Below are 18,151 nucleotides of genomic sequence, written 5' to 3' on the forward strand. Positions count from 1 at the left end.
ACTTAATCTTCGGAAGAATTTCTGATTGCCTTTGCTACTCCCTGCGCGGGAATATTGCGTACTTTGATATTACCGTCGGGAGCGATCAGAATATTAAAGGGTATATATTGCACATTGTACGCGTCTACAATATCCGATCCCCAGCTTCTCTTCTCAGGGACCACCGTCCACGGAATGGAATCATTCTCTACATATTCCACCGGATAAATATCGGAATCGATATAAATAGTCATGAACTCCACACTATCCTTATCGATCTCTTTATAAGCCTCTTTCAGCAGATCTATCGTCTCACGCGATTCGATCCCCGCAGTAGAAACAAAAGAAAGCAACAGGTATTTTCCGTTGAACTCATGAGAATAAATGTCTTTCTCTTCTTTATTCTTCAGCATAAAATAAGGTATCCGGGCGCCTTCCGCCGAACGGTTGATCTTTTCAGAATAGAATCTCAACCGGGCTGCAAACTGAGTTTCGGTCACATCTCCCTGCAGATATCCCAGTACCCGTTCCAGCGCCTGGGGATTATCGCTGTTCATAAAAAAATTATTGATCAGGATAAGGCTGGAGAATTTGGCCGGATTCATCCTTATAAATTCTTCCGCTTGCGATATCAACTCATGATTGAGCAGTTGTAATTTAGCAATCTCATCATGCCGGGTCATAGACTTGCTGCCGATAGTGTCCGACTGGGCTTCCATATTCAGGTTAAACAACAACTGCCCCCGTTGTGTAAGCAATTCGCGGTTTTCCGTTTTGAACAAAGTGAGATCGTTATTGATCTCGTTTCCATTCACCTCAATGAGATCGGGCAACAACGCGTCTCCCTTCACTTTCAAAGTTTGGCCCTTATCGGCAAAAATCACGGCAGCGCTCTCGTAATTATTCAGGTAGAGCGAAAAGGTGGTGAGTGTATCGATATGGCTTCTGTAATTGAATTTCCCTTTTACATCCACATTAACCGTATCGATGGCAAGCGTATCGGCAGAAACATAGGTGATCAGGATATAGGGACTCTCGAGATGCGAGATCTCCCCCCTGATCAAAATTCCCTCTTCACTCTTACAAGATACGACGGAATATAAAAAAAGAAAATAAATAACTAATTTACAGAATCTTACCATATACAGACAACTCTTTTCCGGATCATTATTTTTGATATTTTGTATTTTTACCGGTACGTATCAAAAATACATATTTATTCGGAAAGGCAAAGATATTCTATTTTTTTAAATATTCAATGATTTTCACATTTATTTAACTGTTTTTCTTTTTTGACAGAGAATGAGTATCCGTAATGGGAAAATGAAATAAAATAAGTAGCTTTGTACTGCCTAAACAGGTGACCTTATGTTTTTTTCAATTATCATACCTCTTTATAACCGCCCCGACGAAGTGGATGAACTTCTCGCCAGCCTCTGTGAACAAACCGATAAGCGGTTTGAGGTGGTGATCGTGGAGGATGGATCTACCCGGAAAAGCAAGGACGTAGTGGAAAAATACCGCGACAGGCTTGATCTCACCTATTTTGAAAAAAACAATTCAGGCCCGGGTCTTACCAGGAATGCCGGAGCAGTACGCGCAAAGTACGATTATCTTATTTTTTTCGATTCGGATTGCATCATTCCCCCTCAATATATCGAAACCGTTTCCCGGTTCCTTCGTGAGCGCCCTGCAGACGCCTATGGAGGGCCGGATGCGGCGCTGCCTACCTTTACCACAATACAGAAAGCGATTAACTACTCCATGACATCTTTCTTCACCACCGGCGGGATCCGCGGCGGGCAAAGATCGATGGAAAAATTCAATCCACGGAGTTTTAACCTGGGTGTTTCCAAAAAGGCGTTTGACACAATAGGCGGCTATGGGGATATGCGGTTCGGGGAAGATATCGATTTTAGCCTGCGGCTATTGGAGAACGGCTTCCGGACAGCCCTTATTCCCGAAGCCTACGTTTATCACAAGCGAAGGAGCACTTTCCGACAATTCTTCAAGCAAGTTTACAACTCCGGCATTGCGCGCATCAACCTGCACCTTGTCCATCCCGGATCCCTGAAAACAGTGCATCTGCTGCCTGCATTTTTTGTTGCCGGGATGACAATCATCCTCATACTCTCTCTCTTTCACCCGGCATTCCTGCTTATTCCCGTATCCTACTCACTGCTGGTTTTTATCGGCTCCCTGGCAAAAAACAGATCGGCGGGAGTATCGCAGCGGCCTGGATCCAACTGACGGGATACGGCACGGGGTTTCTGTCGGCCGTATGGAAACGGCTGATCATGGGAAAAGGCGAATTCAAGGCATTCGAAAAAAAATTCTACGATTAAATCTCTTCCTGCCGGGAATCATACCTTTCAGGTCCGGAATCTCTGAAAAATACCCTAATCAGACCTTCTGCCCGTAAGCGAGATCTCCGGCATCCCCGATACCGGGCACGATATAAGACGATTCGTTTAATCCGGGATCAATAACGGCAGCCCAGATAGTAGTTTTGTCTCCGGGAAAATTTTCCCTGCAATAGTCTATTGCCTGCCTGCTGGCAATAATGGTTGCTATATGAATATGCGCAGGCGTTCCCCTTGTGAGCAGCGCCCTGTAAGTCAACTCCATGCTGCTCCCTGTCGCCAGCATCGGATCGGCCAGGATCAAGGTTTTCCCTTCTATGGAAGGCGACGCAATGTATTCGATATGTATGTCGAACGACTGGTGCCCGGTCTCTTTATATTTCCTGTATGCCGACACAAAAGCGTTTTCCGCTCCGTCGAAATAATTCAGCATACCATGATGAAACGGAAGTCCCGCCCTGAGAATGGTGGCGATTACGATTTCCTCCTCAGGAACACTTACCTCAGCAACATCAAGCGGCGTGCTCACTTCAATCTTCTTGTAATGAAATCCTTTACTCATCTCGTAGGCCATGATCTCCCCGATGCGTTCTATGTTCCTGCGGAATCGGAGCCTGTCGTTCTGGATGGAGACATCCCTTATTTCACGGATAAAAGAGTTAAGTAAGGAATTAGTGTCCGAAAAGTTGTTTACTTCCATTTTCTGTTCAATCAATTTTATCGCTCTCAGCTTATCACGGAGTACAATGAATCTCTCCCGTTCTTTACTGTACGAAGTAATTATTTCCGGAAAACAAAGGTAATGATTTTCCGCTCATTCCTAAACTTTTCATTCTCTTTTTTGTTCAATCAGTTCAGTCGCTTTGAGTTTTTGTTGCTTAACGAAAGCGTTGAAAAGGCGCACAGGTAAAAAAACAACCAATTAAAGAAAAATTTCTTTAATTATTTTCCTGTTTGAAGGAATTTGTTTATTTTTGTATGCCTGTTTTTAGGTTGATCCACATGCAAGTTTTATACGTTCATAATATTAAACCCTAATTTTATCAAAATGGCAAATTTAGATTTAAGCAAGTATGGCATTACGGGCGATTTTGAGATCGTTCATAATCCTTCCTACGAGACGCTTTTCCAGGATGAAATGAATCCGGCGAATCAAGGTTTCGAAAAGGCTAAATTAACAAAGAGCGGCGCTACAGCCGTTTACACCGGCAAATTCACCGACCGTTCTACCAAAGACAAATTCATCGTGGAAGATGACATCACAAGAGATACCCTTTGGTGGGACGGCACTATCAACCGTCCTTGCAGCGCAGAAGCATTCAATCATTGCAAAGGCCTGGTAGCCGATCAACTTTCCAAAGCAAACAAACTGTATGTAGTGGATACATTCTGCGGTACAAACGCCGACACGCGTATGAAAGTGCGTTTCGTGATGGAAGTTGCCTGGCAGGCCCACTTCGTAACCAATATGTTCATCCGTCCCTCGCACTATGAACTGGCCAATTACGGAGAACCCGATTTCGTATGCCTTAACGGGTCCAAAGTAACCAACGATAAATGGCAGGAGCAAGGACTGAATTCGGAGAACTTCACCCTGTTCGACCTTACCCAGAGAATGCAGGTGATCGGTGGAACATGGTATGGCGGCGAAATGAAAAAGGGAATGTTCGCCCTGATGAACTACTATTTGCCATTAAAGGGAATTGCCTCCATGCACTGCTCCGCCAATGTGGGTGAAGAGGGCGACGTAGCTGTTTTCTTCGGCCTCTCCGGAACAGGAAAGACCACTCTTTCAGCCGACCCGAAACGTTATCTGATCGGTGACGACGAGCACGGATGGGACGAACACGGAGTATTTAACTATGAAGGCGGTTGCTACGCGAAAGTGATCAACCTGAGCGAAGAAAACGAGCCGGATATCTGGAGAGCTATCCGTCGTGACGCACTTCTTGAAAACGTGACCGTGGACGATGAAGGAAATATCGATTATGCCGACGGTTCTACCACCGAAAACACCCGTGTTTCGTATCCTATTTACCACATCAGCAAAATCGTTCTTCCGTCACGCGCCGGCCACGCCAGCAAGATTATTTATCTGTCGGCCGACGCCTTCGGCGTATTGCCTCCGGTATCTATCCTCGACGACAACCAGGCACAGTACCACTTCCTCTGCGGATTTACTTCCAAACTGGCAGGTACCGAGCGTGGTATCACCGAACCGCAGCCCTCGTTCTCTCCCGCTTTCGGAGAAGCGTTTCTCACGCTGCACCCCACTATGTACGCACAACGGTTGGTTGAGAAAATGAATCAGCACAACGCCAAAGCATATCTGGTAAATACCGGGTGGAACGGAACGGGAAAACGTATTTCTCTGAAAGATACGCGCGCCATCATCGATGCTATCATCGACGGTTCGATCGAGAATGCGGAAAAAGTGCATATCCCGATCATGAACCTGACGGCTCCTGCAAAACTGGAAGGCGTTTCCGATATCCTCGACCCGCGCAACACGTATGCCGATAAGAGCGAATGGGAAGCCAAAGCCAAAAAGCTTGCCGGCATGTATATTGAAAACTTCAAGCAATATTGCGACAACGATGCGGCCATAGCATTGATCCCCTCGGGACCGCAATTAGACTAACAGTTCATATATTATCCGTTAAAAAACCCGCTTCGCAGATGTGAGGCGGGTTTTTTTCTTGGTTTCGGTTTGTCCCCCAATGGCTCCTGTTCTCGTGTATCGAAACAATTCACTCACGGGGTTCGGGTCTATATTTACTCCTTCAGTATCATAATCTCCACTTTCCGGAAATCGATCGGATGCCCTTCGCTCTGCAGGGAAATAGTGCCCCCGATTAACATTTTATCGCCGTTGTTCAGTTCAATCAGTTTGGCGTAAGTAGCATCCCGCTCGTCCAGCTGCGGCTGGCTATACTGAAGCACGGTATCTCCGTTGATGATATGCCTGATCACCTCGTTGCCCCTCACCTCCACCTCGGCGGTAAACCAGCCTTCGCCAAAAAAATAATCCGAAGAGGAATTGATACAATGATCCTGTATCAATTCATTGTTCATCACAATATTCGTTCCCGGAGTGCAGACGTTCATGTTCGTACGCTCCACCAGAGAGTCGCTGCCAAGCAACTGCACCTCAACGGAAGTGGGAAAATCCTGATCTTTCTCCATCGATTCGGGCGTCTGCCCGTGGACCATAATACCACTGTTTTTATAAGCCCAGCCGGGTGCACCCGGACACTGATCACCCACAATGCGGTACTCAACCCGGAGTTTGTAGTGGGAGAACTGATCTTCGTAAAACAGGTGTCCGAACCGGTTATCGAATGAATCATACTGGTCATAGCGTACCTTAATTATCCCATCCTCCACCCGGAAGGTGTTCCCGAAATTATCCCCCGTTTCATATCCGGTAATTTTCGGTGTCCATCCGGTCAGATCTTTACCGTTAAAAAGCTGTACCCATTCACCTTCTCCGTTCTTTTTCAGGTCACAGGAGGCAAAAAATGTGATCGAAATAACACTAAACAGGATAAAAAATCTGCTATACTTCATGATTGTGAGGGGTTTAAATTAATAATAAGAGGCAAAGATAATCATTTTTTCACCCTACACCTCAAGAATACCGCGAAATCCTCTGGCCGCATAATAGGATTCTGCCCCGTTATGATAAATGAAGACTTGTCCGTATCGCCGGTCGCCGAACAGCGCACCGCCCATCTTTCGGATATCCGGAGGCGCCGCAATCCAACTCGACGTTTTGGTGTCGAACTCACCCAACCGCTGCAATGCACGGTACTGTTCTTCCGTCAGAAGCGCTATTCCCATCCCGGATGCCATTCCCATAGCACTGTCCCTTGGCTTATGCTCCTTCCTCGATTCCAGCGCTTCGGAGTCATAACATACACTTCTGCGACCTTTTGGGCTTTCGGGTGAACAATCGCAAAAGATATATTTACCGGTTTCCTTATCGTATCCTATTACATCGGGTTCACCTCCGGTCTCTTCCATCTCATTGAGTGACCATAATTTTTCCGGATGTTTTTCCAGCCTGCTCTGGATCTTATCCCATTCAAGCCCTTCGTGCCGGTTCATATTCTTCTCAAACCGGTTTTGCAGAGTGGGAAGCAATATATTTACCCGCTCTTTCGATAGTTCTCTTTTATTTTGCATTTTATTTTCCATAAGGTTCGGTTTTATTCAGTCCATTGGACGTCTGTACCTGAGAGAATTCCTCTCTTACACCTAAACAATCCAGCTAATAATTATGTTTTGTAGCCTTGCCATACAGGTTCAGGGTACGACAACACCGGTACCGCTATCCTTTACCGAAGAATAAGGGCATTGTAAACCACAAAAAAGTGTGCTTGAAACAGCCTGCTTACTGTGCCCTGAAATAAAAAACCCGATAATCGACGATTATCGGGAGATTTGATGGGTCTTTACGTTTTTCTTAGTAGCACGGCCGGGAATCGAACCCGAATCTAAAGTTTAGGAAACTTCTATTCTATCCATTGAACTACCGCGCCGGATGGAACTGCAAAAATAGCATTTTTCCGGTTATCTGCAAAAGAAACGGGCATGATAATCATTATCACACAAATCCATAATTAAAGCGAGTTCCACACACCATAATGTAAAAATAAAATAGTCATGTGAAAAGATATTTGCCTCTTACGCAGACAAACAATTTTCTTTTTGAGTTGTTAATCAATAAATCCAAAAAGATTATCACAAAATTATGAACAAAATAGCCATCCTGTACGGATCATCGGGCGGCAATGCGGAATCCATAGCAAGACAGGTACAGGACCTGTTTGACGGAAATGCCGATTTATACAATGTAGAGAGTGTCTCCACCGATGAAATAAGGGATTATCCCTATTTCATACTCGGAACTTCCACGACAGGTATAGGCGATCTGCAGGATGACTGGGACGGATTTCTTTCCACTTTTGCCAGAATAGACCTCTCGGGGAAAAAGGTAGCTATCTTCGCTTTGGGCGACAGCGCCTCCTATTCGACCAGTTTTGCCGAATCAATGAAAGTTATCTACGACGAGATAAGCGACAAAACCGAAATCGTAGGCCGCGTTCCCGATGAAGGATACACCTATGACGACTCTAACGCCGTGATCGACGGTGTATGGGTAGGCCTTCCCATCGACGAGGATAACGAGTACGACATGACCGAAGAACGCCTGGCCAATTGGGTGGAGGCACTGAAGAAAGAGTTCGTATAGTAGGGGGTTGTACCGAAGTTGTTAACAACAATTCATGCAATTAAGTAAAAGCAAATAATCAAAATGGTAAAAACAAAACGCTTTGTTTTACTGGCAGCCCTCGTAATGGTTTTGTCGGTAGATTCTTATAGTATTGAATCTGATCAGGATTTCACATTAAACAAAATTGCCCAGGCATCGGAGAAGACTTCGGTAAACACAAATCCCACCCGTTTGGGTCAAACAGATGTGGACGAGGTCGCCAATCTTCTTCTGGCTGCCTTTGCCGCCTTGGGGACAGTACTTACCTGGCAGGCCATTCGCAGGGAATCGAAACAACAGCAGATCAAGCGCACCTTTCAGGCTAAAATTCTGTCCGACCTGATAAGGCACATGTACCGGAATAAAGTATGTATTTGTGCAACACACTGGAAACTCCAGGAAGAAGGATTCGACAAATATTATCCGTCGGAAGAGCACTTGCTAAAGTTAAAACTTCTCCCGGAAGATCTTCGTTTCGACCGTTTCGACAATACACCTGCTTATTATGATATCCTGCATGAACTGGAATTGAAGTTCAGGAATTTCAATATTGAAGTGGATGTCTCTTTAGAGCATCTGAAACAACAAAATATAGATGAGAAAACCAAGATACGGGATCTGGAAGTACTCGAATTCAAGTCCCAGTTGCTGACGAGTGACATTATCAATCTGATGCATACCCTGAAACTCCCTGTTGTGGAAGAAGAGAATAAAAGCTCCGGGGAAAGTCCTCTGAAATACACTCCCATGGAAAGCGACAACGCGGACCAAAACAGTTTATGGAAAAAGTTCCACGCGGACATTCCGTGGGAGTATATTGAAAATGTGAGAAAATTCCTGGCATCCAAGTCTGCCCGTTACTCGAAGTTGCATCCCGCAGAACTTCCTTCAAAACCTTGCCGTCCGGATCACAGAGGTGAGAGAACAGGCTATTTCGACGATGTACTACAACTTTCCGAATATTTAGACAATGACATCAAGGGCGAATATCCAAAAATTCACTTGATTGAATTCCAGGTCTGAGTTCCCTCTAAGAAACAGGTAAAACCACTAAAACCGGAAATGGGTCATGCCCTCCGATTTATCAGATCTTCACGAGAGTCAGGTTTGTGCTGCCGGACAGTATGCCCCCGATGGTTGTTTTCGTCTGATAGACGCTGCCGTCACCTGTCGAGGTGTAAGTAAAGATCACCTCGTCTTTGGTCGTCAGGATGTAATCGGGATAGAAGGTCAGGCTGTATTGGCCGGCCGCTGTTATTTCGAGGCTGCCGATACGGAGGCCGTCCGTGCGCTCTATCGATACAAAGCCGCCTTGCGGTACGCCGGTGCCGGCGTAAGTGACCGTTCCCATTACCGGCGGATTGGTATAATCCACGGAAGCACTTTGGAAGATGACATCTCCGGCATTCGCCAACAAGGTGATGGTTTCCGCGCTTGCCACCGCTGTCGTGACAAAAGTCAGGGTTTGATTCCCGGAAGCGGCAGGCCTGTAAGTGAAGCCCGAAGCAGTGGGGATCAATCTCTCGGAAACGGCACCTGTCGCCTTCAGGTTCCGGCAATAGAGGTAATATTCGTTGTCGGCTGTCATCCAGGCATCGGCAGGCAGGTTGAAAGTCAATTCCACGGGAGTACCCGGCGAGTAGTTGACCGCCGCGGTGCTGCTGCTTCCATTGATTTTCAACCCGAATTCATAGGAGGCCGGGCTATTGGCAACGGCCAGGGTCGCGGAACGCGAAGTAGCTCCCGTTATGTTCATCACTTCGGCGGAAAGGGGCTTTTCCGTGATAACGGTCACGCTTGTAGAGGTTCCCGTTGCCGTAAAGTCGTACCGCTTCAGGCCGGTGGCGGCGTCGACTGTTGTCACCGTGGAAGCCGGCGAAGTCACCCGGGCGTAACGGGAGTAGAGAGACAAACTTTCATTGTTTCGCGAAGTGACGGTGAACGTCCCGGTCGCCCCTTTTTTAGGGGCAAACGCGAGCGAGGAGGGGGCCGCAGAGAGCGTGTTCAGAGTAGCCACGTAGGTGAACGTCGCCGTCGCATCGTTATAGTTATTGGCCGATAATTTAATCTCCCTCGTCTGACCCGCTCCCGGGGTAGATATATTCTTGAACGCCACGGAATAAACTCCCGGCTTCTCTACCCGTTTCACGTAATGGTATCCGCTGCTCTCATCCTGCTCCACAGGCAGTGTCTCCATGGGATTCAAAGCGGGCGCCGCTATTTTGCAGTCTATCGGGAAAAGGGCCGACGGGTAGCTCTCGGGCACAGTAAAAGTAAGGGTTGCCACAGCATCCGTGGAGAGTGCGTTCGCCATCCTGTCCGTCATAAATACCGGGCTAAAGGTGAATTTCTTCGTGTAATATATCGTGACCGTCCGGCTTAGCGAACCGCCCCACACGGCTATTTTCCCGATGTGCATATTTTCGGCGGGCGCCCCCTTGAAGGTGACGGTGACAAAATTCTGATCCCATGTCACACCTTGGATAAAACCGTCGTTCTGGGTAATATCCACGTCGGTAGCGCTTTTGTAAACCCATCCCGACCCGGACTCGTAGGTTCTGTAATTATAAGGTATCTTGTAGGAATAAGTGCCACTATGGATTACGTTCTCCTCATGAATGATAAAGGTGGTACCCAGGTTCAATTGCAAGGTGGATTCTCCGGAAGAGATAGAGGGCAGGTCGGCATCTATGCTGAAGAGGGGATTGTTGTAGGGAGGTGAGTTTAAAGCCGCCGAGAAGGAGGAATAGCCTTTCCCGGGATCGCCCGTCACCTTGATCGTGTAACGGTAATTGCGATACACCGTATAGAATCTTTTCTCCGCGTTCACCAGCTGCACCTTGTAGTAGTAAGTACCTCCCCCGCTCGCGGATGTCCCTTTTACGATCACAAAAAGCGGATCTTCGAAGGTGTTTTTATGCTCGAAAATAAACTCTTCCATTTGACCGGATTTCACGTCCGCAGGATCAATCGCTTTTTGCATTGCCCCGTGATAGGAGACGAACGGGTCATCAAGGGTCCAGTTGAACCGCCCTGCCTCGGTCGTTTCGTCCGCATTAAAAGGAGCCACCGTTCCGGAGAGCCACCGGTTGCAGACCGCTATCCCGTCGAATGTAAAACCGGAGATATCCGACTTGGCCGTTACCAGTGCCTGGCCGCGGTAAAGCAGCACATGCGGGCTATCTCCCGGAGTATATGCTCCCCGGCTCCAGTAGGTTAACCTTCCGGAGGTGGAAACCAAGGGAGAGATCACATAACTTTCGCTGGTACCCAGATAGTTGCGGTCTTCAAAAGCATCGAGGTTCACATTGACTAAATAGTGGATGACGCGGGTAGATGCCGGAATGTCGGCGGTAAAACTGCCGCTCGTGGTTGTTTCACCGTCGATCTCTGCCCCCACGGCCTTGGAACGTCCCAGGAAAAGGTTGTTCTCGTCAAAGCAAAAGAGCCAGAACGTCCGGATCGCTTTCCCGTCCGGATCGACGGCGCGGGTCGTCATTTCCCGTTCCTCAAGCAGGGTAGCCTGGAACTTCATTTTCACCGTCCCGTCCGGGGCGGCCGGTACCTCGTCCGGCCAATCGCTCTTGCATGAAACAAACAGAGAGAACCCCAAACAGAGGCAGAACACATATATCTTATATTTTTTCATTACACCAAATTCATTTAACCGATACTCTTCCTCTTTAATTCTTAAAATTCGGATCGCCGGGTTTCACGTCACGTACGCAGCGAATGTAATTACCGTTAGTCCCGGATGAGAGTGCATTCACTGTTTCAGTAGAATTTCCGGTCAGTGCATAATACCTCTGCCCTGCTAAAACTATTGCTACTGCTCCGTCATTATTTTGGTAATCTGCTATAATGCCGATTTCAGCGGCTGTAGGGAGTCTCCAGTCGCTATACACGACCCAATCGGATAGTGCGCCGCTATAAGCTCCTTCGGTTATACTTCCGGTAAACTTCGGGGAGCGGTAGGTAACTTCCACGTAATTCTTACAATGATCATACCCGATAGACCGGCCAACACCAGCACTTGTGACTCCCAGTTGCGAGGCGACCATAAATGCAGGTGAGATGGTATTGGCATTTGCCGTTGTATTGTCGTCGGCAAAAGTACCTGTTATAACCGGATATCCTAACGTCTTACCCGCCGGTATGGTGGATACATGGACGTGATAGATATGCGCGTTAATATGAGTTGAGGAACTTAAAGAACCAAAACCCCAAGTCTGATTTCCAGTAGAATAACTACCATAAGTCCAGATAGCAGATTCACCGTTACTGGATGTATAATTTCTAACTATCCGTGGGTTAAAAGGAGATTGATTCTGATAAAGACCATTATAACCCCGCGTAAGGTGAGTTACCGTACCGATACCCGGTCTTTCACTGTCCACCAGACATTGTCTAAAAGCTCCCCATACTCCAGTCCCCGGACTACCGCTCGTGCTTGCCGACATCGGCTTTTTGGACGAAAACCAACCCTGGGTCTGGGTGGCATATACCTCCGGGTACTGAGTGATGGTAATATCCTCGCTCAAGGCCGGGGTTTTTCCGTCATTCAGACTTACCGTAAAGCGGATCTGTTTTACCAGCAACGAGTTGTTGCTGCCGAGATTTAACAAACGGCTCACAACTTCCAGATAGCCGTTTTCTTCGGAGGTAACATCGGCCACCGCGATCCGGACGGGGCGTATATACCCCCGGGTAGCGGGGGGAGTTGCAGCGTAAGTCAGGTTATTCACCAACACCCGCTCTCCAAAAGGAGTTGTAGTAGTGGTTATAGTGGTTTCCACCCCCCTGTTGTTCACGTAGGTGATGGTTACCGCCCCTATGGTGATGGGAGCCGAAGCATAATACTTGATCTGGTTGGTGGTTTCCAGGTTGGCCAGGGAAACGGTATTCTCGCTCACCATCAGGTAACGCGCGCTCGACGAACTCTCTTCCGCACTTTCTATCTCGATTTCTTCGTTTTTCCATGCTGCAATCTCGTAGGTACAGGCCACAGGAGTGGGTATCTCCTCCGTTTCCGAACCTTTCTTATCGATGGTGGCCGTCACCTCGTAAAAGGAGTTCCGCTTCAGGCGGTTCTCCTCCCCGGCAGGATCGGGAAACTGGTTGTAATTTACCACTATTTTATAGTAGCTGTTTTTATCTTCCGTTCCTCCTTCGGGGGTATACCTTAGGTTGACAATAAAATAGGTGTTGTTGTTGATATCCCTGGGAGGGGACCAGTCATTGGCAAAGGAGTAGACCACGAAAGCGGCTCCCTTATCCAATCCCGGCTGAAAAGGATTCTCCGCGACGGTGGTGATCGGAATATGGGTACTCATCATGTTCAGGGGAGGGTAAGGGAAGGGTTCGGCCTCATCCAGGACGGGAGTATGGGTAACGTAGTTTACCAGGCGGTAAGAGGAATAACCGGTCAGGGTCAAGTGATTGTCCGCGGGGAAGTCACCCGTGCAGCGGAGGTTTACCTTGATCTTGGCTGCCGCACGCTGAAGGTTGATAGCGAGGATAGTACCCGCCGGCTGGCCGTCGTTCAGGGCAATGTCTTTCAGGCTGCCGTCCATCAGGAAGCGGCGGGTGGCGGCACGCCTGTAGATATCCGCGTCCGTGACGGCCAGGGCCATCAGTTCGGAGCGATTCGTTATCGCGCTCAAATCGCTTACATCCCCCGGGTAGTTGGCGATAGCATAGACATTAAAAAGCTCGCTTGCCGGAAAGGCGGTTTTGGCCTTATCGAAAACGGTGGTGTACGTCCCCGTAGCATCCAGTCCGCTGTACGTCCGGTAGGCCTCAAGACTCCCATCTGTGGACTTGAATATAAACAGATCGATACGATCCAGTTTGTTCTCACCGTATGCGTCTTCCCCATCGACAGCCGCACGCGTTTTGCTGCCGGGAATGTTCCATTGGAATACAATCTGGTCGTCGGATGCCGCCGGGGATATTTCGTCCGTGCAGGAGAAAAATCCCGCGGGGAGTAACAGCAGGGAAAGCAAATACGCGAGAGGTGATTTCTGTTTCATTTTTCTTAGCGTTGTATAATCAATATGGTTTCCTGTTCGCCGGGCATGGGCGGACTGTCGCTATTGATCAATTGCCTCATTCCATCGGCTGTGATGGAGAGATAGGTTTTTTTTGTCACCCCATCGTACGCCTGCTTGGCATAGACGGCTATCCTGAAGTCTTTTGTCACGGTTCCGTTGCCGTTGTCGGTTACACCGGGAGTTCCCGCTGCCGGAAGCGTGCCATGGGCCACCAGATTCTTCTCGGCGTTCACGTAAACGCCGAAATAGGCGGGATTGCTCAGGGATGCCGACCATGACACTCCCGGGCTTCCGGTCAGAGTCAGGATAAAGGTGGCATTATAGGTATCGGTACCCCCGCCCGTCGTGTTCATCATATTGAAGGAAATGGGAATACCGTCGGGGTTAGCATCTTCCGTATAGTCATTCAGGGCGAAAGCGGATTTCACGCTCGCAGAGACCTCCGAATACCAGAAAGCGGCCTCTTCCTTGTTCCACGGCAACACGGTGGTTGTTATTTTTAAGAGTGGCCCGTTCACAATGTCGAACTCCGTAACGCGCAGGATATAATAGCGGTTACGGAAAATGCTGGTCGTTTCATTGTTGAAATCTATTCTTCCCGTTACGGCATTGGGAGTCCCGTCTATATAAGTGGTGTACTCATGCCGGCAACCCGTGTATTCGGTGAAAGTATCGACAGGTATCCCTTCGCTGACGGCAAGTTCCTTTGCCCCACCCGTGTAATAATACCCCGGGTTTGCAGTCGTGGTGTAGATACTGCCGGTAATGCTCTGGGCCGTGATATCGACCTCTGCGGCGGCGGCATCGGTATACGTCCGCCTCACTATTTTTCCTCCCTCTGCGACAAAGAGATGGCGGGGAATGTAGCGCGCCGTAACCTGGAGGTGGGTGGTATATTCCATTCTCTCCGCGTCCGTGTGGCTGCCGGCATCGCGTATTATATTTTCCAGGCAATAGATACCGTCGGTATATACAGTGCCCGATAAGGGGTCGGAAGCCGGTTTGGGCATCTTATCCACATTATACTGCAGCACGGTTTTCGTCTCGGTACCCGGAATAAGATCGGTCTTGTCACTGTCCACCTCCGGGTTCGGGTCTATTCTTTTACCCTCGCCGTTGGTCACGGGGAAAGGGTATATTTTCGTGTTGACGGTATTCAGGCGATAGGTCACGTCGGCTAATCTCAGCCAGCCGTTTTCGCCGACGGCCTCCTTGCCGATTTTAACGTAAGTGCCGTCGTAGGTGTCGGCCGTTAAAAGCACTTTTGCCATCAGCCGTTCCAGGGTGAAATCGTAGGATGCAGAACCATCATCGGGGTATTCGGGAACGACCTTCTTGACCTCAAAGGTCTTGCTATCGGTGCAGAACATGGCAAAACCGTTTTCCGAAGAGATGAAGTCGCTCACGCCGCCGCCCATCAGCACGGCCTTTTCGGCAGCTATCTTGTATTGTCCGACAAAATTTCCCTCCTGCAGCGGGCTTAAATTGGCCGCCATGTAAACGCGTTTCTTTCCCGGTTTCGTTTTCAGGTAAGCCGTATAGAGACCGCGTGGGATTCCGTCCGTTTCGTGATGCGGCAGGTCGGAGGTAAAACGAAACGATCTGACGGTAGCGGGCAGGGGTTTTCCCATATCGTCAAGGTCCACGAGAAAGAGCGAAAGAGATTTCAGTTCGCTTTCGGGAATGGGAACACCGGGGGTCGTCTCCTCATCGGCCCGCGTCGTGCCCCTCGTACCGGCATCCCTTGCCGGGTTATTTAGTTGAAAAGCAATGTTCAGTTGTATGTTTATCTCCTCCTCTTCGCTTTCCGGCTGTTCCCAGTCATTTTCAGACGTACATCCGCCTGCGGCAAGCAAAAACAGGAAGAGAAATCTCCACCACCGATATGTCCTATTACAACTCCGCATCATTTAATCTGATAATCCATCCGTTGATACTCACTGACGTGCATATATAACTATTTCCTCCTCCCGAAGGGGTAAGGAAAAATATAACCGAGTAGGTATCCTCGTAATCAAGGTAAGCCTGGTCGGATATTTTCACGCCATATTTTCCCTCGTACAGTGTTCGGGTGAGTAAAAGGTATTGCGTCAGGTTTATATTCATCAATCTACGTCCCGTAGCCTTTTCGGTGACCACAAACCGTGTATTTTTATCGGTCATGAGCCTCAGGGTATTCAGCTCCGCCCGTGCCACCCTGAACTTTTTCGTGTCGTCTCCGCCGGCACGCCCCAGGGTGTTGAATTCGTTATCGGTATCGACTTCCGCGGTTTGCTTGTAATAAGCGTCGTAATGGATGTCGTCATCGTCCAGCAGCCGGTTCTGATAATCCATGTATCCGTTTGCCGCGATAATTTCAAAATCGTAATCTTCACTATTAAGGTCATTTCCCCACACATCCTGCATAACGGCTATCAGCGTTTTGGTATCTTTTACCAACCCGACATTGATCAGCGTGTACTGGGTATCTTTTACTTCGACATCCCCGATTTCTCCGTGCCACAGGGGGGTGAGTTGTTCGTTCTGCCGGCTGTTCGCGTCACGTTTCAAGCGCAAGGTAAGGTCCTCCACTTTCGATACACCCGGCGTGAGCGCGGGTATTTCGTAAAAACCGTCCTGCAGGCCGGTCCAGACGACCATCTTATAGCGTCCCGGTTCCAGCGGAAGATCCATGGTGAAATCATTTTTTTTCAGGTTCTCCCCCTGCTCGGTATAGGTTCCCAAGTAAACGCCATTCCCGTCGAATACCCAAAGATTCACATCCTGCACTTCTGTGTAGAAAGCCTGGGAATTGAAGAGTCCGTTATATTCTATATCCATTGCCACGCGGAACTGAATCTGGCATCCGGTGGAGCAATCATCCAAATCATCATTCAGCCATGAGCAAGCTGCCAGGCCGGCCGACAGGAAGCAGGCAAGAACAATCTTTAGAACGGGATTTGACTTCTGAAACATCTCATTAATAGTTTGTTCTTAACACGGAAGAGAGCATATTTACCTGCTCCTCCCGTGTTATGATTTTAAAAAGTTTCTTGACAAAGGATTATTTTAAAATAACATTGTTATTGCGGATAATCCAGGGTTTAATGGTTAATTTAACCTTTAGGGCAATCGAGATATCCTCGGTTTCGATATCTTCAGCCGGATCAACGGACGGATCTTTATCTGTGGGATTGGTGGGATTTGCCGGATCCAAAGGATTCGAAGGATCCAAAGGATTCGGAACCAGTCCTTTACCCGGGGCATCAATACCCGTAACGGCTACCTTGTAAACGTTATTGCGCACCATTGCATACTCCATGATACCCATGTCATTGGCTGCACTGTTATCGGCATGCTTGATATAGTACACGTAGGTACAATACCCGTCTTTATAAGTGTCAATATTGTTCGCGGCAAGCTGCGTATAATTTACAGTAGCATCAAGCCCGGAGACTCCGGCTTTCAAGTCGGTATAACTGCCATAAAATACTTTATTGGTCCTATCGTAATAGAGATTGTCGCCCGAAGCGATCGTAACGCCATCTACGGTGATCTTACCTTTAAAGACGATGGCAGTGCCGTAGCCCTTTTTCTGGGCAGCTTTTTCCATCGTATTTTCCTGGCAGTAACCCAAAATGTGCTCGGCTGCATCGCCCACTGCTGAGAAACCATTATTCACGTACCAGTCGGTATAGGTGACTCCGCCTACCGCTACCGGCATGGAAGTGTTCTTCTGGTATGTTCTCGGGTCCATGATATAGCTGGTCGTACCTGCTAAATTTCCGAATGTGTAGGTAACGGGGTCGACAGTCTCGCCGGGATTCACCGGAGTAAAGCCGGTCGTCGCGTGCCGGAAAGTAAAGAATTCGTTACGAAGGTTCAGCATACGGTAGTCAGACAGGGCAATGGAAACCGTCGCGGCAGTAGAGGTGTTCCTTACAAACTGACCGGCAACACTGTAGCTGTAGTTGTTCGGGGTCGTTTGCCCGTCAGCCAGCATGATTTTCGCCACCGTACGTTCTACTTCGGCCGCTACTAGAGCCGGATTAGCGGGGGTATTTGCTGTCGTAACGGTAACGCCGCTAACATAGGCATTTGAAGCATCCCTGCTTGCCATTAACAATCCACTGGAAGCACTTGCCAACCAAGTAGTTGCTCCGGATTTTACATCTTTTAAAAAGTCGGCAAGAGTCGTCGTACCTATAGCCGGAGGAACGGCTGCTGCTCCATTTACGATAATCACGACCTCGTAAGTTCCTTCTTCCATTTTACGATTCTGGCTTACCCATACCACTTTATTATCCGTTACAGCGGCCTCCTTCTGGAAACCCGTAAATTCCATCGGAGCCATCGCAAGTAGGTTGGATTCAAAGAAATACAAGGTAGCCTTATTTACCAGGTACTCATCGGGAATACCCGTCTCGTTACCATCACCGATTTCGTCATTAGCTGCCCTGGTCAGGTCGCCGTTGGCCACGGAGATCCGCACCTGCATG

Annotated in this window: 12 protein-coding genes, 1 tRNA gene and 1 pseudogene; 4 read left to right on the plus strand and 10 right to left on the minus strand. The window is 48.4% G+C overall.

Annotation, left to right across the window (positions count from 1 at the left end; translation table 11 throughout):
- Positions 1-2: 2 nt before the first annotated feature.
- Complete coding sequence (locus tag Q0502_RS18175) at positions 3-1,121, minus strand: thioredoxin family protein (RefSeq protein WP_298653864.1); 1,119 nt, start codon at positions 1,119-1,121, stop codon at positions 3-5.
- A 226-nt stretch (positions 1,122-1,347) separates the two neighbouring features.
- On the opposite strand from Q0502_RS18175, the pseudogene Q0502_RS18180 reads away from it, so the two are divergent.
- Positions 1,348-2,324, plus strand: a pseudogene (locus Q0502_RS18180) (glycosyltransferase).
- Between the two features lie 58 nt (positions 2,325-2,382).
- Here Q0502_RS18180 and upp read toward each other — a convergent pair.
- The gene (gene upp, locus Q0502_RS18185) at positions 2,383-3,042 is read right to left on the minus strand and encodes a uracil phosphoribosyltransferase (protein ID WP_298653865.1); all 660 of its coding nucleotides are present in this window, start codon (positions 3,040-3,042) and stop codon (positions 2,383-2,385) included.
- Between the two features lie 348 nt (positions 3,043-3,390).
- Here upp and pckA point away from each other — a divergent pair, with 348 nt between their 5' ends.
- On the plus strand, positions 3,391-4,983 hold the full coding sequence (gene pckA, locus Q0502_RS18190) for a phosphoenolpyruvate carboxykinase (ATP) (protein WP_298653867.1): 1,593 nt from the start codon (positions 3,391-3,393) through the stop codon (positions 4,981-4,983).
- Between the two features lie 134 nt (positions 4,984-5,117).
- Here the strand turns inward: pckA and Q0502_RS18195 are convergent, their stop codons facing one another.
- The 3 genes from Q0502_RS18195 to Q0502_RS18205 form a co-directional block, all read right to left on the minus strand.
- Positions 5,118-5,912 carry a DUF1080 domain-containing protein gene (locus Q0502_RS18195; RefSeq protein ID WP_298653869.1) on the minus strand — a complete coding sequence of 265 codons (795 nt, stop codon included), beginning with the start codon at positions 5,910-5,912 and terminating at the stop codon, positions 5,118-5,120.
- 54 nt (positions 5,913-5,966) lie between these two features.
- Positions 5,967-6,530 carry a DUF4256 domain-containing protein gene (locus Q0502_RS18200; RefSeq protein WP_298653871.1) on the minus strand — a complete coding sequence of 188 codons (564 nt, stop codon included), beginning with the start codon at positions 6,528-6,530 and terminating at the stop codon, positions 5,967-5,969.
- 284 nt (positions 6,531-6,814) lie between these two features.
- Positions 6,815-6,886: transfer RNA gene (locus Q0502_RS18205), tRNA-Arg, on the minus strand.
- Positions 6,887-7,098: 212 nt separating this feature from the next.
- On the opposite strand from Q0502_RS18205, the gene Q0502_RS18210 reads away from it, so the two are divergent.
- Entirely contained in the window at positions 7,099-7,599 is a 501-nt protein-coding gene (locus Q0502_RS18210) for a flavodoxin (protein ID WP_298653873.1), read from the plus strand.
- A 63-nt stretch (positions 7,600-7,662) separates the two neighbouring features.
- A complete protein-coding gene (locus tag Q0502_RS18215) occupies positions 7,663-8,643 on the plus strand; it encodes a hypothetical protein (protein WP_298653875.1) in 981 nt (326 codons plus the stop codon).
- A 61-nt stretch (positions 8,644-8,704) separates the two neighbouring features.
- Here Q0502_RS18215 and Q0502_RS18220 read toward each other — a convergent pair whose 3' ends face one another.
- The 5 genes from Q0502_RS18220 to Q0502_RS18240 all read right to left on the minus strand — a co-directional run.
- Complete coding sequence (locus Q0502_RS18220) at positions 8,705-11,269, minus strand: hypothetical protein (protein WP_298653877.1); 2,565 nt, start codon at positions 11,267-11,269, stop codon at positions 8,705-8,707.
- A gap of 34 nt (positions 11,270-11,303) precedes the next feature.
- Entirely contained in the window at positions 11,304-13,652 is a 2,349-nt protein-coding gene (locus Q0502_RS18225; RefSeq protein WP_298653879.1) for a hypothetical protein, read from the minus strand.
- Between the two features lie 5 nt (positions 13,653-13,657).
- Positions 13,658-15,583 (minus strand): Mfa1 family fimbria major subunit, encoded by a 1,926-nt coding sequence (locus Q0502_RS18230; RefSeq protein ID WP_298653881.1) that lies wholly within the window; start codon positions 15,581-15,583, stop codon positions 13,658-13,660.
- Positions 15,567-16,628 carry a FimB/Mfa2 family fimbrial subunit gene (locus Q0502_RS18235; protein WP_298653883.1) on the minus strand — a complete coding sequence of 354 codons (1,062 nt, stop codon included), beginning with the start codon at positions 16,626-16,628 and terminating at the stop codon, positions 15,567-15,569. The genes Q0502_RS18230 and Q0502_RS18235 overlap by 17 nt, the downstream gene beginning before the upstream one ends.
- A gap of 88 nt (positions 16,629-16,716) precedes the next feature.
- The coding region (locus Q0502_RS18240) for an Mfa1 family fimbria major subunit (protein ID WP_298653885.1) at positions 16,717-18,151 on the minus strand (1,435 nt) is incomplete at its 5' end.

Source organism: uncultured Proteiniphilum sp. (genome assembly GCF_937873925.1).
Classification (GTDB): domain Bacteria; phylum Bacteroidota; class Bacteroidia; order Bacteroidales; family Dysgonomonadaceae; genus Proteiniphilum.

Coding starts and splice junctions, on each gene's coding strand:
- Q0502_RS18175 (WP_298653864.1), bottom strand. CDS start 1,121: ATGGTAAGATTCTGTAAATTAGTTATTTATTTTCTTTTTTTATATTCC.
- upp (WP_298653865.1), bottom strand. CDS start 3,042: ATGGAAGTAAACAACTTTTCGGACACTAATTCCTTACTTAACTCTTTT.
- pckA (WP_298653867.1), top strand. CDS start 3,391: ATGGCAAATTTAGATTTAAGCAAGTATGGCATTACGGGCGATTTTGAG.
- Q0502_RS18195 (WP_298653869.1), bottom strand. CDS start 5,912: ATGAAGTATAGCAGATTTTTTATCCTGTTTAGTGTTATTTCGATCACA.
- Q0502_RS18200 (WP_298653871.1), bottom strand. CDS start 6,530: ATGCAAAATAAAAGAGAACTATCGAAAGAGCGGGTAAATATATTGCTT.
- Q0502_RS18210 (WP_298653873.1), top strand. CDS start 7,099: ATGAACAAAATAGCCATCCTGTACGGATCATCGGGCGGCAATGCGGAA.
- Q0502_RS18215 (WP_298653875.1), top strand. CDS start 7,663: ATGGTAAAAACAAAACGCTTTGTTTTACTGGCAGCCCTCGTAATGGTT.
- Q0502_RS18220 (WP_298653877.1), bottom strand. CDS start 11,269: ATGAAAAAATATAAGATATATGTGTTCTGCCTCTGTTTGGGGTTCTCT.
- Q0502_RS18225 (WP_298653879.1), bottom strand. CDS start 13,652: ATGAAACAGAAATCACCTCTCGCGTATTTGCTTTCCCTGCTGTTACTC.
- Q0502_RS18230 (WP_298653881.1), bottom strand. CDS start 15,583: ATGATGCGGAGTTGTAATAGGACATATCGGTGGTGGAGATTTCTCTTC.
- Q0502_RS18235 (WP_298653883.1), bottom strand. CDS start 16,628: ATGTTTCAGAAGTCAAATCCCGTTCTAAAGATTGTTCTTGCCTGCTTC.